Origin of the sequence: Mycobacterium sp. URHB0044 (assembly GCF_000620625.1) — a bacterium.
Classification (GTDB): Bacteria; Actinomycetota; Actinomycetes; order Mycobacteriales; family Mycobacteriaceae; genus Mycobacterium.
In genome coordinates this window covers 288,400-303,374 of sequence record NZ_JIAW01000001.1, presented here as the reverse complement: position 1 = coordinate 303,374, position 14,975 = coordinate 288,400, and the positions used below count along the sequence as shown (strand labels likewise).

The 14,975-nt window shown below is 65.7% G+C and carries 16 protein-coding genes; 6 read left to right on the top strand and 10 right to left on the bottom strand.

Annotation, left to right across the window (positions count from 1 at the left end):
- Positions 1-6: 6 nt before the first annotated feature.
- The 3 genes from N536_RS0101455 to N536_RS0101445 form a co-directional block, all read right to left on the bottom strand.
- Entirely contained in the window at positions 7-612 is a 606-nt protein-coding gene (locus tag N536_RS0101455) for a TetR/AcrR family transcriptional regulator (protein ID WP_029111983.1), read from the bottom strand.
- A 114-nt stretch (positions 613-726) separates the two neighbouring features.
- On the bottom strand, positions 727-1,653 hold the full coding sequence (locus N536_RS0101450) for an NADP-dependent oxidoreductase (RefSeq protein WP_029111982.1): 927 nt from the start codon (positions 1,651-1,653) through the stop codon (positions 727-729).
- Positions 1,650-2,114 (bottom strand): SgcJ/EcaC family oxidoreductase, encoded by a 465-nt coding sequence (locus tag N536_RS0101445; RefSeq protein ID WP_029111981.1) that lies wholly within the window; start codon positions 2,112-2,114, stop codon positions 1,650-1,652. Before N536_RS0101445 ends, N536_RS0101450 begins: the two co-directional genes overlap by 4 nt.
- 56 nt (positions 2,115-2,170) lie before the next feature.
- On the opposite strand from N536_RS0101445, the gene N536_RS0101440 reads away from it, so the two are divergent.
- On the top strand, positions 2,171-2,608 hold the full coding sequence (locus N536_RS0101440; protein WP_029111980.1) for a MarR family winged helix-turn-helix transcriptional regulator: 438 nt from the start codon (positions 2,171-2,173) through the stop codon (positions 2,606-2,608).
- 13 nt (positions 2,609-2,621) lie between these two features.
- Here N536_RS0101440 and N536_RS0101435 read toward each other — a convergent pair whose 3' ends face one another.
- Positions 2,622-3,248 (bottom strand): TetR/AcrR family transcriptional regulator, encoded by a 627-nt coding sequence (locus tag N536_RS0101435; RefSeq protein WP_036434953.1) that lies wholly within the window; start codon positions 3,246-3,248, stop codon positions 2,622-2,624.
- Positions 3,249-3,353: 105 nt separating this feature from the next.
- Here N536_RS0101435 and N536_RS0101430 point away from each other — a divergent pair, with 105 nt between their 5' ends.
- From N536_RS0101430 to N536_RS0101420, 3 genes are read left to right on the top strand one after another with little or no spacing between them, the layout of a single operon-like run.
- The gene (locus tag N536_RS0101430) at positions 3,354-4,982 is read left to right on the top strand and encodes an AMP-binding protein (protein WP_036434951.1); all 1,629 of its coding nucleotides are present in this window, start codon (positions 3,354-3,356) and stop codon (positions 4,980-4,982) included.
- Positions 4,979-5,764, top strand: coding sequence for an enoyl-CoA hydratase/isomerase family protein (locus N536_RS0101425; protein ID WP_036434949.1), 786 nt, complete (start codon positions 4,979-4,981; stop codon positions 5,762-5,764). The genes N536_RS0101430 and N536_RS0101425 overlap by 4 nt, the downstream gene beginning before the upstream one ends.
- Positions 5,765-5,787: 23 nt before the next feature.
- Positions 5,788-6,546, top strand: coding sequence for an SDR family NAD(P)-dependent oxidoreductase (locus tag N536_RS0101420; RefSeq protein ID WP_029111976.1), 759 nt, complete (start codon positions 5,788-5,790; stop codon positions 6,544-6,546).
- 13 nt (positions 6,547-6,559) lie between these two features.
- Here the strand turns inward: N536_RS0101420 and N536_RS0101415 are convergent, their stop codons facing one another.
- The 6 genes from N536_RS0101415 to N536_RS37060 all read right to left on the bottom strand — a co-directional run bounded on the left by N536_RS0101415 (position 6,560) and on the right by N536_RS37060 (position 13,687).
- Positions 6,560-8,236: a CocE/NonD family hydrolase gene (locus N536_RS0101415; protein WP_029111975.1), complete on the bottom strand. Its 1,677-nt coding sequence runs from the start codon at positions 8,234-8,236 to the stop codon at positions 6,560-6,562.
- 178 nt (positions 8,237-8,414) lie between these two features.
- Positions 8,415-9,200: a GntR family transcriptional regulator gene (locus N536_RS0101410; protein WP_029111974.1), complete on the bottom strand. Its 786-nt coding sequence runs from the start codon at positions 9,198-9,200 to the stop codon at positions 8,415-8,417.
- A 52-nt stretch (positions 9,201-9,252) separates the two neighbouring features.
- On the bottom strand, positions 9,253-10,383 hold the full coding sequence (locus N536_RS0101405) for an alpha/beta hydrolase (protein WP_029111973.1): 1,131 nt from the start codon (positions 10,381-10,383) through the stop codon (positions 9,253-9,255).
- Positions 10,384-10,396: 13 nt separating this feature from the next.
- Positions 10,397-11,179 (bottom strand): acetoacetate decarboxylase, encoded by a 783-nt coding sequence (locus tag N536_RS37065; protein WP_051574142.1) that lies wholly within the window; start codon positions 11,177-11,179, stop codon positions 10,397-10,399.
- Between the two features lie 2 nt (positions 11,180-11,181).
- A complete protein-coding gene (locus tag N536_RS0101395) occupies positions 11,182-12,357 on the bottom strand; it encodes a homogentisate 1,2-dioxygenase (protein ID WP_029111972.1) in 1,176 nt (391 codons plus the stop codon).
- A gap of 13 nt (positions 12,358-12,370) precedes the next feature.
- Positions 12,371-13,687: a hypothetical protein gene (locus N536_RS37060; RefSeq protein ID WP_051574141.1), complete on the bottom strand. Its 1,317-nt coding sequence runs from the start codon at positions 13,685-13,687 to the stop codon at positions 12,371-12,373.
- A gap of 157 nt (positions 13,688-13,844) precedes the next feature.
- On the opposite strand from N536_RS37060, the gene N536_RS0101385 reads away from it, so the two are divergent.
- Positions 13,845-14,609: an Asp/Glu racemase gene (locus tag N536_RS0101385; RefSeq protein WP_029111971.1), complete on the top strand. Its 765-nt coding sequence runs from the start codon at positions 13,845-13,847 to the stop codon at positions 14,607-14,609.
- A 3-nt stretch (positions 14,610-14,612) separates the two neighbouring features.
- Positions 14,613-14,966: a DoxX family protein gene (locus N536_RS0101380; RefSeq protein WP_029111970.1), complete on the top strand. Its 354-nt coding sequence runs from the start codon at positions 14,613-14,615 to the stop codon at positions 14,964-14,966.
- The last annotated feature ends 9 nt before the right edge of the window (positions 14,967-14,975 follow it).

The following is a 14,975-nucleotide window of genomic DNA, read 5'->3' as shown; positions in this document are numbered from 1 at the left end:
AGGGACCTAGTCGCCGACTGCCAGGTCGATGAGCGTTTGGGCAGCCTTGCGGGCGTGCGTCCACGGCGACGGGTCGTCGAGTGAAGTGGACAGCGAAGCCGCGCCTTCGTAGAGCACGGCGAGCTGGTTGCCCAGCAGCTTCGGGTTGCTTGCCCCGGCCTGTCTGGCGATTTTCACGAGGCCGTTGATGTAGTTCTGCTTGTGTTCTTGGACGATGCCGTGAATCTCGGGCATGGCGTCGGCCGCCTCGACGGCCGCGTTGTGAAACGGGCAACCGCGCATCTGGCCGTCCGGCGATGGAGTGCTGAACAGGGAGAGTAGACGCGCGCGGGGTGTTCGATTGTCGGCGTCAGGTCCGGGTTGGATCGGGTCACCGACGGCCTGCTGAATTGTCCGCAGATACTCTTCCACCACGGCCGTCTTACTCGGGAAGTGCTGGTAAAGGGTTCGTTTGGAAACCGATGCCTCACTGGCCAACCGTTCGACCCCTGTGGCGTTGATCCCCTCGCGATAGAACAAGTCCATGGCAGCCTGCATGATCCGTGGGCGTGCACCACGGCCGCCACGGCCGTCTCCCCCGGTCGTCGGCTTTGCCTGACGTTGCGTAGTCATACGTGAAGCATACCGATAGGTGTACCTAACCCACAAAGCGTGCTCGCGCAAGGCGTGCCGGGCGATTGGGACCTGGTATTGCGGGTTGGGGACGATCCGTGACGCTGGGTTTGTTCAGGCCTTGATGCGAAGCACGCGTTTGCCGGTTACCCGCCGGGTGCCGACGTCGCGGTAGGCCTGCCGGACATGGTCGGTGGTGAATTGATACACCTCGGCGATGGGCACCTTGATGTCCCCGCCGGCGACCAGGTCGGCCAGGGCAGACCACACGTGCGGAGTGTCGGCCTGCTCCTGAGCATCGGAGTGCACGCCGAAGCGGCGGACCGCGTCGAAGTCGATCAGGGTGTTGATGCGATGAGGTTGAACTCCCAGATCGACTGCCATGGCGACGTTACCGGCGCCGAAGGTGTCGATGAAGCCGTCGATGCCACCCGGGGCAAGCGCGCGAAGCTGACGTGCGAGGTCCGGTCCGTACTGCACCGGACGGATGCCCAACGCGGCCAGCCCCTCGAAATTGGCTGCACTGCACGTTCCTATTACATCTGCACCCCGCAGTCGGGCGAGCTGGCCGGCATAGATACCGACTCCACCGGCCGCCGCGGATACCACGACAGTCTCGCCTGCCTGCGGATCTACCGCGGTCACCGACGCCCATGCGGTGGCGCCAGCTCCGGCGATGGTGGCGGCGGCTTCCCAAGTCAGACCGCTGGGCTTGAGGGTGACGCGCTGCGCTCCCAGTGCGACGTACTCTGCCTGTGCTCGGCGGGGAGCAAATCCGAGCACCTCATCACCGATCTTCAGATGTGTTTCGCCCCCGCCTAATTCGACGATCCGCCCGGCGAAGTCATTCCCCTGACCTTCAGGAAAGTGTGCCGGCCACCTGTCCGCGTAGTGTCCTTCGCGAATGCCGATCTCACCGGGGTTGGTGGCCGTGGCGACTACCTCGACCAGGACCTCCTCGGGTACTGGCACCGGGCGGGCAACGTCAGTGACCTCAAGCACTTCCGGGCCGCCGTAGCGGGTGAATCTGACTGCTTTCATGACAGCTGCCCAGCCTGCCCCGGGCTCTGGGAGAACATGTAGTTGCAGATGCGCCAACCCGCGGACGTGTTGCGGAGCACGAACAATTCGCGGAAATAGCTGGGGATGCGCGCGCCTTCGGCCACGGTCGTGACCATGACGGGCTGCTCGCTACGCACCACGGCGAATCCGTCGTGCACCTCAGCCGATTTCACTTTCAGCCTGACCTCCATGCTGATCTCGGTAAAGGTGTTCGTGTAGAAGGTGTCGATCGCCTGTGACCCGCGCAGGCTCGGCAAATTCTCGGGAATGATCTCGGCGTCCTCGGCATACAAGGACAGGATCGCGTCCTGGTCCTGAGCCACGAGCGCGCGCCCGTAGGCGTCGACCACGGCGACGGCGTCGGCGGTGTTGGTGTCGTTCGTCACGAGATGCTCCAGTCGGTATGCCCGCCGGCGGCGGGTCAGAAATTTGGTGGACATGGAAACCTTTTCAGATATTGGTTTCCATGTCAACCAACTGAGGTAGAGTGATAGCTGTGACGGACTGGCTCGATGAGGACGAACAGCGCGCCTGGCGCGGCTTCGTGAACATGTGGCTGCACCTCAACGGGGCGTTCGGCGAGGACTTCGCCGCGGCGGGGTTATCCCAGCCGGATCACGTGCTGCTCGTACCGCTGTCGGAGACCCCTGATGGTCGGATGCGCGCCCGCGACCTGGCCCGAGAAGTCGGCTGGGACAAGAGCCGACTGTCCAAGCACGTCGGCCGCATGCAGCGCCGCGGCCTAGTGCGAGCGGAAGGCTGCCCCACCGACGCGCGCGGCTCGGTCGTCGTGCTCACCGACGACGGGCGGGCCGCGATCGAACGGGCCGCGCCCCAACATGTGGCGACCGTGCGCAAGCTGTTCATCGACAAGCTATCCGCCGCGGATCTGCGCGCCCTGACCCGCATCTCAAGGAAAGTCCTCGACAACTAGGGATCCGGGCAAGTCAGCGGTCGGGGCGGTTGAGTCCGTCGAGGATGAGGTCGCCGAGTTCGGCGAACGCGTCTCCGGCAGACAGGCCGGTGGTGCGCAGGAGCTCGCCGGACTGGACGGCGTCGATGGCCACCGCGACGACTTGAGCGGCAAAGGGACCGTTGATATTTCGAAACGCGCCGGCCGTCACACCGTCGTCGATCATCTCGTGGACGCGGCGGGCGGCGGCTTCTGAGTTGCGGCGGTAGATCCGGGCCGTGGGTTCGTAGCTGACCATGTCGTCGTAGAACGCTGGGGAATGGCGGCGCATCGCATTACCCACCCCGGCCAGGTAGGTCCGAATGCGCTGTGCTGGGTCAGACTCGGCAGCGACAGCTTGTTCGATCTCCTCTGCCGCGGTGCTGAAGAAGTGCCGGGTGACGGTCTGAACCAGCTGGTCCTTCGTTCCTCCGACGCCGTAGAGGGTGGCCTTCGAGCAGCCGAGCCGCTGGGCCAACTGATCCATGGTGATCGAGGTGAAGCCTTCGGCCAGCACGATGTCACTGGCCTGAACCAGCAGTTCCTCCAGGCGGGCGGTGTCGACGTTGCGTCGGCGCGGACTGCTCCGCGGGGGCCGCCCTCGCGCCGCGGAGATCGCCATGGCCTCGAGTCTCGCACGAGCGAGCAGGCCCTTGAGATACGAAACACTGTCGGGTACGTTACATATGTCATTCGTACCCGACGACGTACCCAACGAGGGGATCTCATGGCCAGGGGCTCAAAGGTCGAGCTGCGCATCAGTGAGCTCGTCGATATCTTTTCCGCGCCCGACGCCGATCCGGCCTGGTTGCTGTGCGACCGGCACCCCGCGGAGTCGATTGCATTCACCCTGGTGGAGCCGGACGGATCGTGGTCCGATCTGACCTACGGCGAGCTGCGGAAGCGTTCCGAGCGGTTCGCCGGCGTCCTGACCGGCCTTGGCGTGGGCCGAGGCGACCGGGTGGCAACCCTGATGGGCAAGAGCGCCGATCTGGTGACGGTGCTGCTGGGAATCTGGCGCGTGGGCGCCGTCTACGTGCCGCTGTTCACGGCTTTCGCGGCTGACGCGGTGCGCTCACGCATGCAAGGTGCCGGAGTGAAGCTCGTCGTTGCCGACGCCGCACAGACCGCCAAGGTCCCCGACGGCGCCTGGAAGCTCCTGGTGGCCGGCGACGCCTCAGCCGAACCCGTGTCCTCGTTCGGCGTCGCAATGTCTGCGGCGTCTCCGTTCACGGCGAGCACCGCCATCGGGGGCGACACAGCGTTCGTGCACATGTTCACTTCCGGCACGACTGGAGCGCCGAAGGGCGTCGTGCACCCGCTGCGGTACGTGGCGGGGTGGCAGGCCTACCTCGAGTTCGGTCTCGGTGTCCGCGCCGATTCGGTGTACTGGTGCGGCGCGGACCCTGGTTGGGCTTACGGGCTCTACGCGGCGATCGTCGCGCCGATGGCGCTGGGCCTGCGCAGCGTCCTGCAGCGCGGCGGGTTCGACGCCGCCGCGACCTGGTCGACCATGACCACACTGGGGGTCACCGACTTCACCGCCGCACCAACGGTGTTCCGGGCGCTGCGCACCAGCGACATCCCCGTCCCGGATGGGTTGCGTCTGCAGCGGCTGTCCAGCGCGGGCGAGCCGTTGACCGCCGAAGTCAACGAATGGGCGCAGCCGACAATGGGTTTGACGGTGCACGACCACTACGGGCAGACCGAACTCGGGATGACGATCGGCTACCCACATCACCCCGATGTAGCGGTCCCGGTGGGGGCGCAATCCATGGGCGTCGCCTTCCCCGGCTGGACGGTCACCGTGCTGAAGGAAGGAACCAGCATCCCCGCCGAGGGCGGCGAACCCGGACTACTCGCGATTGACCTGGCCGCCAGCCCGCTGATGACGTTCACCGGCTACGCCGGCGGCCGCTCCAGCACTGATCGGTTCACCTCCGACGGCACGTTCTACCTGACAGGCGACCTCGCCGTCAGGTCGGCCGAGGGCACCCTGCGGTTTTCCTCGCGCGACGACGACGTGATCATCATGGCCGGATATCGGATCGGCCCCTTCGACGTCGAATCGGTCCTCGCCCAACATGATGCGGTCGCCGAATGCGCCGTCGTCGCCGCACCCGACCCGGTGCGTGGCGAGGTGATCGAGGCGTTCGTCGTCCTGCGTACCGGCGCCACTGCTTCCAACGACCTCGAACGGGAGCTGCAGGACCACGTCCGCACCCGCTACGCCGCCCACGCCTACCCACGCAAGGTGCACGTGGTGACCAGCCTGCCCAAGACACCCAGCGGCAAGATTCAGCGCGCCGAACTGCGCCGCCAGCTGCGCGACGCCGCGACCCAGGCCGCACCATGAGCGCCCAGACGGCAGAGGTGCTGCGCGTCGAGCAGCACGGCGCGGTCCGCACATTCCTGCTCAACCGGCCTCGACAACGCAACGCGCTCAACGCCGAACTGGTCGACGCACTGAGCGCCGCACTGACCGACGCCGAACACGACCCCGCCACCCAGGCGATACTGATCACCGGTGCCGGGCCCAGCTTCTGCGCCGGCGCCGACCTGCGCCACCTCCTGTCCCTGCACGACGCCGGCCAGACTCCCGTGCCGTTTCTGCGCACGGTGTCCACGCTGACCCGCCGACTCGAAACCAGCCCACTTCCGATCGTCGCGGCGCTGCACGGCCATGCCGTTGCCGGCGGCCTGGAGATCGCTCTAGCGTGCGACGTCGTCATCGCCGAGACCGGCACGTTGATCGGCGACGGGCACGTCCGCAACCACCTCGTCCCCGGCGCAGGGGCCAGCGTTCGGATGCGGGTGAGGCTCGGTGACGCCCTCGGCCGCTGGCTCGCCCTGACCGGCGAGCTGCTCCCCGCGGAGAGATTTCTCGCCGCAGGATGGTTACACGCCGTCGTCGACTCCGGGCACGGCGCGTCCGAGGGCCGGCGACTCGCCGAGATCCTCGGCGCGGCAGCCAATCCCGCGCAATCGGCGTACAAACTCCTGCTCGCCGACCTCGACGAAACGCCGCCCCTCGAAGCCGGCCTGGATCGTGAGCTCGACGCCTTCGACCGGCATTGGGCCCATCACGACGTGCCACATGCGCTGCGCAACTTCTTGATTCGACCGGCAGCCGGCTAACCACCCTCTGAAAGGCAACCCTCATGAACCGCTACGACGGACACGTCGTCCTGGTCACCGGCGCCGGCCAAGGCCTCGGCCGCGCCATGGCGCACCGCTTCGCGGCAGAAGGCGCCGCGGTGATGATCGGCGAGATCAACCCGACCACCGGTAACGAACTCGCCGCCGAATTGACCGCCGAACACGGCATCACCGCCCAGGCCCACGCACTCGACGTCACCCGCTCCGAGGACGTCGACGACTGGATCCGGCACGTCCATGTCGAGTACGGCCGCATCGACGCGCTGGTCAACAATGCCGGCATCATCCGCGACAACCGCATCACCGACATCAGCGACGCCGACTGGCACGCCGTCATCGATACCAGCCTGTCGGCCAGCTTCTTCACCATTCGCGCCGTGCTGCCGATCATGCGGGAGCGCCGCTACGGCCGCATCCTGTCCTTCTCCTCGATGAGCTGGCGGGGCAACTACGGACAAGCGAATTACGTTGCGGCCAAAGCCGGCATCGTCGGCCTCACCCGCACCGTCGCGCTCGAGGGAGCCCGCCACGGCATCACGGCCAATGCAATCGCACCTGGGCTGATCGAGACGCCGATGCTGGCATCCATGAACGGGCCTGCTCGCGACAAGCTCGTAGCCAAGGTCCCGCTCGGCCACACCGGCAGTCCAACCGACATCGCCGAAGCCGCCGCGTACCTCTGCTCGCCCGCAGCCGGTTACGTCACGGGCGTCGTCCTCGACGTCGACGGCGGCCTCGGTATCGGATCCTCGATACGCTGAGGTGCCGCGCCGCTCAGGCGGTCGCAGGAATGACCGGCAGCACGATGTGCGACGCACGCGAGCCGTCGTGGAAGATGCGCTGCTGGGCCGGGCGGAACGTCGTCGCCGTCTGCGGGGGCTCTCCGGTGTTGAGATTGCGGTCCCAGCGAGGGAAGTTGCTCGAAGTGACGTGGATCCGGATGCGGTGTCCCGCACGGAACAGGTTGCTCGTGGACCAGAGATCGATCTCGTACTCGCCGATCGTGCCCGGCTCGCCGTTGATGCGAAGGATGCCATCGGTGATATTGCGTGAAATACCTTGTGCATCAACGTCGCACAGCCGGACGACCCAGTCGGTGGAGGGCGCGTCGGTGGCCGCGAACAGCGTGGCTCGGACGCGTCCGGTCACCTCGACATCCTGCGCCAGCGGTTCGCTGGTGTAGACCAAGACGTCCGGGCGCTGCTCGGCGGTGGCCTGGTCGAACGGTCCCGCGGGAAATTCGGTGGCCATGACCAGGTTTCCTCCGCGAGTGAGGACGGGATCGGCGGGGTCATAGACGTAGGTGTCGTATTGCTCATTGGTCCCAGGTGCGTCGAGGCTCAGGGCTTCCTTGGCGCGCAGGTACCACGGGGTGTCCACCGCCCGGGCGGGCGGCCATTCGTTCTCGTCGCGCCACGTGTTGGCGCCCATCACGAAGATCTTGACCGGCGGCTCATCCATGAGGCCGGTGTCCTGTTCGCGCAACCAGTGATCGAACCACCGCGTCTCGAGATCGGTCAGCGAGTACTGGCCCCCGACCAACGCCGGGGAGGAGGCCAATCCGAAGTTGAGCTCGCCTATCGGGGACGGCAACTCGCTCAACACGTGCGACCACGGGCCGACGACGAGCTTCGTCGGCACACCGCGTTCTGCCATGGCCACGTGATTGTCGAGAGCCCCTTGCAGGAAGACGTCATACCAGCCGGATACGTTCAGGCTCGGCGCCGTAACCGCGTCGTGACGGCCGGCGACTCGCGAGAAACCAGAAGTGTCAGGATCATCGAGCGCGCGCTGCGTGCCGATGTCGGGGCCACCGTAACGATCGATCAGGGGCAGGCGACCCGCGGGCAATTCCCAATAGGTGCGCTCCGCCAGGCCGTCGAAGTCGGCGAGCAAGCCACCCAGTGCCTGGAGCAACTCCACGCCAGCCAGCCGCTTGGGGAGTTCGCCAAGGCCGGTGAACAGCGTCCACCACGCGTTGAGCCCGAGCTCGATCGCTCCCCCGCGCATGAACAGGCCGTCGTTTGGGTCCGACCACGTGTTCTGCGGAACGATCGCGCGCAATTCCGGTGGTCCGTCGACCGCCGCACTCCACGACGTGTTGCCGGTGTAGCTGACGCCGAACATCCCGACCGCACCACTGCTGCCGGGGAGCGTGGCAGCCCATCGCACCGTGTCGTGACCGTCGCTCTGCTCGTAGGTCCAGGGACTCCACTCCCCGTCCGAGGCGAACCGACCGCGGGTGTCCTGCTGCACCACGATGTAGCCGCGAGACACCGCGAGCAGGGTGTCCAAGGGGAGGACGCCTATGAGCCCGCGTTTGCCATAGGGAATGCGCTGCAGCAAAACCGGAAACGGACCCGCACCGGCCGGACGATAGACGTCTGCTCGCAGGATGGTGCCGTCCCGCATCGGAACCGGAACATCGAAGTCGATCTCCACATCGGCCACGGCAGTCTCTCCCTTGAGATAGGTGACTCACGGCATCAGCGGTTCGTTGAATCGCTGGGGCCCGCTCGACCAGACGACATCGCGTCGTCGGACCGTCATGGGTACGTTAACAGGTACGCTCGTACCCTGCAACGTCCTGTCGCCGGCGGAATCAAGAGGCTCGTTGCATCGATGGGCGTCAGCCGACGTGCCAGAGTCCGGTCGCCAGATCGAGTGTCTCCTCAGCCAGTGCTTGATCGGATCGTGCGAGCGAGCGCATCCATTCGACGGGCGCTCCGTCGGCATCGTGCAGACGCAGGACCACCATCAAGACCGGGCTGCCGACGCTGACTTCGAGGTGGTGGGCCGTCACCGGGGTGGCGCTGGTGGCAAGTACTTCCCGTCGCATGGTGGCAAGGTCGATGCCCTGGTTTCGGAGCATGGCGACCATGTGCTTGCTCTTGAGATCGGCCAACGTGTGTTGTTCACCGATCGCGGGCGGTTGTACGTGATGGGTTACCACGACTGTCTTTCGCCCGACGCTGATGGACCGCACGGCCTGCCACAGCAGCGCGCCGGGTTCGAGCCCGAAGAAGCGACACGCTTCCGCCGGGGCAATGTCGATACCCCGATTGATCAATTTGTGTTTCATCGCGATGGGTGAATCCTCGGGCGGCGGAAACATATTCAGGGTGCGGCCGCCTGGCCGCTCAGGGGCGATGAAGTTGGCCTTGCTGCGCCGGCCCCGTCCCCGCTCGACCAGACCCTCCCGGGCTAGCCTGTCTAGCGCCGCACGCGACGTGATGGCGCTGACCCCGAAGCGGTCTGCCAGTTCGCGCTCTCCTGGGAAGCCGTCGCGGCCGATCCACAGCCCATCGAGGATCTCGGCACGCAGTTGGCGATAGATCTGGACTTGCATGGGAATGTCGGCATCGAGAATCTCGGCACCGGTATCGACCTGCGAGGAGAAGGGGATCGTCGACATGACCTCATCCTCGCAGGCCGGGTGAAGTGCGGGTCTCACTCGTCAGCAGTCCCTACGTGTGGTCGCCGACCCATGCGTCGATCAGATCAGCCAACTCCGGCCGCGCTTCGGGTCGATCGGTGAAGTAGTGGTTGCCCTTGATCGTGTGGCGAGTCTTGTCCGGCGAGCCCAGTGAACTGAAGATCAGGTCGGTGTCGCTAGTGAAGACACCGGTGTCGCCGGATGCATCGATCACCAGCGCGGGGGTGGTGATCTTTGGCCCTTGAACCTGGATGCGGAACTGTGAGTCGTCGATACTCCACATCGATAGCCAGGTGCGCAGGGTGCTGACACATCCCAGCGCGAACGTCCCGTAATTGGCCCGCTTGGGATCTCCGATCCAGCATTCGGGCGTGTTGCGATCGGAGGGCTCGATGGCGCCGTCGACGAACCGCAGATCTGCCCACAACCTGGGCACAGTGAACAGACGATCGAAGGCGGGGCTCGATGGAGTGGACAACCGGTCGAGCTCGGCGCGAGCCCATGCACTGATCTTGCGGTTGCGCTCCAGTTGCGCTGCCCGATATAGGGATTGGAATTTGCGGCTATAGCTTGGGCCGTTGCGTTCGTCGTACATGTCGAGGTCGGGATTCACCGCCAAGGGATCGTTCTCGTCGGTGACGGACGGGTCGATGAAGGCGACGTTGAGGTCTGGCCGACCGGGGTGTGAGGCCACGGAGATGTAGAGGTCGCCGGCCGCCAGATCTTGGGCGGCAGCGCACGGGGGTGTGTTCGGGGCGGGACGCAGGTGCGGTTGCAGCGCTTGGGCCTGGTAGGCGGCCATGAGCGCGCCGCCGCCGGAGTTGCCGATCAGCACTACCCGCTCGACGCCGGCCTGCTCGCGTAGCCAGTTCACGCCGGCGCCGATCTCCGCGACGGCGTGGTCGAGGAGGAAGTGTTGTTCGTTGCCCCGGAATCTGGTGTTCCAGCCCAGGAACCCGTAGCCCCGTTCGGCCAGCAGCGGGCCCAGATAGTGCTCGGTGAAGTCGAGGTTCACGTGGGTGGCGATGAAGGCCGTGGTGGGACGCTTACCCGACGGGGCGACGTAGACCCCCTGCAGCGGATGTGCGCCGAAGGCGGTGGTGGGGAAACCGGTCGGCGAATCGAGGGTGACGAATTGACGATCGAGGGGCGGGCTGGGCATGACGGTGTACTTCCTATCGCGAAACGACGTGTGCAGGACGGCCATTGGGTTGTGCCGCTGACTCTTTGAGGTAGTCGTGGACGAGCGTGACCGGTGCGAGGGTGAGGTCGGTGAGGATGTGGCTCGCCGAAAGGACTTCGAGCACGGGGAGATCCGCCAACGGTGCGAGCGCATGTTGGAACAGCTGAAGCCGGGCGGGGCCGATCCATGCCTCCTTGACGGTCAGATCGGTGATCTGCGTGCGGATGAGATCGGCCACGCGTGGCCGATAGTCGTAGCCCGCAACGAGCTTGACCATGAAACTGGGTACCGTGATCTGGGCGGCTGCTTCGGCGGGATCCATCCGGTGGTGCTTGTAGCCCATCGTCGCGGTCGCCACCCGCAGTGAGCCGATGTCGAGGGTGCCGACCAGCGCACCGTGATCGACGTAGAGTCGTGGCGACCCGACAGTCTTGGGGTAGGCCGAGAGTTCGCGGCCGGCGGCGATGGCCGGGAAGTTGTCGAGGTACATGGCGTGCAGGTACTCCCCCCGCTCGCCGTCGAAGGTGACCTGCGGGGCTACGCCGGCCTCGGTGTAGGGGCCGAACCCGCCCACGTCCCCCATGTGCATGACCTCGAACCGGACGATCGGCTCGTTGACGATCAGCGGCTCGGGCACCGCCGCCCGTAGGACGTCGGGGTCGGTGCGGTAGAAGATGTTGAGGTACTCGCGGTTGTAGAACCTGTTGGCTGCCAATGGGTATGGTGGACTGCCCAGCGGGGTCGACAGGTGGTTCAGCACGTGGTGGGCCAGCATGGTCAGGCCCCGCGCCAACTGGATAGGTAGTCCGGCTCATCGCAGGCCAGTGCGCCTTCACCGACGGCGAGTGGGCGGAAGGTGTCGACCATGACGGCGTGCAGGGACTTGATGTCGACGAGGCCGCGGTTGTACGCCTTGACGGATCCCTCGAGTTCGCCGGTGTGGGGGCCGTGAATGAATCCCGCGGGATGCCACGTGACGGCGCCTTCGGTGATGCCGTGCCCGCCGCGTCCTCCTGGTGCCGCTAGCGGGTGGAACATCAATTCGTCGGAGTCGACGTTGGCATGGTTGTAGGGAACGATGACGGCGTCTGGGTGGTATTCGACCTTGTGCGGGACGAACGCGCAGACCACGAAGTGCGGACCTTCGAATGCCTGGAAGGTTGGTGGCGGCTGGTGGATGCGGCCGGTGATCGGCTCGAAGTCCGCGACGTTGAAGGCGTGTGGGTACAGGCTGCCGTCCCAGCCGACGACGTCGAACGGGTGGTTGGCATAGGTGTATCGGGTTCCGCCCGCACGGTGTCGGACCAGGACGTCGACATTCTGGTCCTCGACGATGTGCGGTTCGGTGGGCGCGCGCATGTCACGTTCGCAGTACGGCGCATGTTCGAGGAACTGCCCGCGTTCGGAGACATAGCGTTTCGGTGCGCGGATGGTGCCGGTGGACTCGACGATCAACAGCCGCAGCGGCTCATCGCCGGTGGGCACCCATCGGTGCGTGGCCGAGGTCGGCATGACGACGAAGTCGCCGGTACCGACCTCGAGCACACCGAAGACCGTCTCACAGCGCGCTGATCCGGATTCGACGTAGTACAACTCGTCACCGATCGCGTTGCGATACAGGGGGCTCGGCTTGTCGGCGGCGACATAGGAGACGCGAACGTCGGGGTTGACTGCCAGTAGGCGCCGGCCGGTGACCGGATCGCCACCCGCGTCGAGCTTGTGGGTCTGCAACAGCCGCGGCATCAGCGGGTAGTTCGGCTGGGTCTGCTCGGTCAGGTCCCAGGGGTGCACGGCGACGACGTCACAGGGTGAGTTGTGGTGATAGAGCAGCGCGGAATCGGAGGAAAACCCTTCGATTCCCATCAACTCCTCGCGGAACAGGCCGCCGTCGGGTTTGCGGAATTGGGTGTGGCGCTTGCGCGGGATGTCTCCCACGGCGCGGTAATGGGGCATGTCGTCTCCGTGGTCAGATGCGGGCGTCAAGCCAGGACGTCACGATGTCGCCGGCCTTCTCCCGCGGGTTGTAGTCGATCGGCGAGGTCGGTAGCAGGAACAGGTAGTGGTGTGCGTATTCGAGTTCGACGAATGTCTTGTCGCCTGAGGGGATGCGGGAGAAGATCTCCTGCTGTTCTTCGGGGTAGGCGTCGGTGTCCCCGAGTGGGGCCAGCACGAGTGTGGGCACCGTGATGTGTTCGGCGGCATGCGTCCACTCCGCTTGTGCAGAGAGCCCGCTCCACGTCGACAGCCACGCGCGCGCGGTGACCAACCGTCCCAGCGCGTGCGGACCGTACGATCCGCGCAACGGGTGGCCGGCCGAGAAGATCGACCCGGGCATCCGGTGATTGGGGTGGATGGTCGGGTCGAGATGCGCGGGGTTCGCGACGGTCCCGTAGACGCTCAGGTAGGGGGTCATCAGGGCACGCCGTGCCGTGGGCGTGCCCAACTCGTCGATGTCTGCGGCGGCGCGTGCCGCCTCGTAGTCGGCGATCATGGTCCGGGCGATGACATCGATGCGATGGGTGCGGGCGCGCTGTGCGTTCCAGTATTTGGCCAGCCAGTCGCGGTCGTAGCGGCTGGGTTCCGGGAAGGGTCGGTAGCCGTTGGCCGGATTGAACATGTCCAGCTCTGGGTCGATGGCCAGCGGGTTGGATTCGTCGACGATGGCCGGGTCGAGCATGGCGCGCATGATCATGCCTTCGCCGGCGTGCGGCGCGAGGGCGATGTAGAAGTCGGCCGCGGGCATCTCCTCGTCGGCGAAGCCCGTCGGCGTACCGTACGGCGCGAACTCGATTCGATCCTGCGGCGCCAGGGACGCCTGCCACTGGTAGTAGGACAACAGTGACGTGCCGCCGCTGCTGCCAATCAGCACGACGTTCTTGAAGCCGCGGTCTTTGAGCATCCGGATTCCCGCGGCGGTATCGCGCAGGACTTCCTCGTGCACCATGTCGGTGTCGTTGTTGAGTGCCCGGCTGGTCTGACCCCACACGGCATAGCCGGCATTCAGTAGATACGGGCTCAGGTACTGGCGGCTCTGGTTCTCCCGCGGATGCATGAACACCGCAACGGTTTCCGGCTGCGGGCCGGGCGGCAAGTGCAACAGCCCCCACGAGAACGCGCGGTCGGACGCGGTGATGTCGATGAACTCGCGTTGGGTGCCGGCGGGTAGCTGATCCATTCGGTAGGCGTTGATGCTGCCGCGCACAGCGCGTTCCGAATCCACGAAGAGCTGCGGTTGCGGAATGGACGCGGTGCGCGGTTTCGGCGCCGTCGTTGCGTGGGTCATGGTGTTCTCCGAATTCGATCGACGAAGCCGGCGGACACCTTGATGTCGTCCGATCCCGGCTAAATCACATATTCACATACGAAGTATTGCTTGTCAACGAATTTGTGGCTACCGTGAGCGACGCCCCGACCCCGGTGGCACGCAAGAGGAGATTTCAATGTCCAGTCATCGCATCGGGCTGCTGGTGCCAAGCTCCAACACCACGATGGAAACCGAGGTTCCCGAAGTGCTGAGGCGCGTCGGCGCGGCCACCGGAGAGCAATTCACCTTTCATTCGGCTCGCATGCGAATGAAGACCGTCGAGCCCAGCCAGCTCGCGGCGATGAACGCCGACGCCGATCGCGCGACAGCCGAGCTGGCCGACGCCGCCGTCGACGTGATGGCCTACGCCTGTCTCGTCGCGATCATGTCTGCCGGTCCCAGTGCGCACCGCGAGATCGAGTCCCGGCTGACCTGCATCGCAGCCGAGACGGACGACCCCATCGACGTCGTGTCCAGCGCGGGCGCACTCGTCGAAGGCCTGCATCAGCTCGGCGTGAAGAAGACCGCGATCATCACGCCATACGTCAAATCGCTCACCGCACAGGTCGTCGACTACATCGAGGCCGAAGGCATCGAAGTGCAGGACGCGATCAGCCTCGAAGTCGACGACAACCTCGCGGTGGGACGGCTTGACCCCACCCAACTCCCCGGCATCGCGCGCGATCTCGACACGCGCGGGGTGGATGCGGTGGTGCTGTCGGCGTGCGTCCAAATGCCCTCGCTGCCTGCGCTTCCCGCCGCTGAGAAGGTTCTCGGGCTGCCAGTCATCACCGCGGCGACGGCAACGTCGTGGAAGATCCTGCAGATCCTCGGACTGAGAGCGCTGGCTGACGGAGCAGGCGCGCTATTCCGCGGCAATTCACCAATCAAGGAGTCGTGACTCGTGTTCATCACCACAGTGGTCATCGGTGGTGCATTGGCCGCCGTTTACCTCGCGGCCGGATTGCTCAAGGCAATCGCGGCTCCTCGGACTGTCGCGCAGACTGCTGAGTTGAAGATCGCACCGGGCTCATACCGGCTCATCGGCGTTGTTGAACTTTTCGGCGGAGCCGGTGTCGTCATCGGACTCTGGCTGCCTTGGCTGGGGATTGCCGCCGGAGTCGGCCTGGGCCTCATGATGATTGGCGCCATCGCCGCGCACCTGCGGGTGGGTCAATCACCGAAGCAGGCGGTCCCCGCGTTGGTGGGCGCCGCGCTGGCCGTCAGCTACGTCGTTCTTCGGGTTCTCAGCGCCTGATGGTCAGCG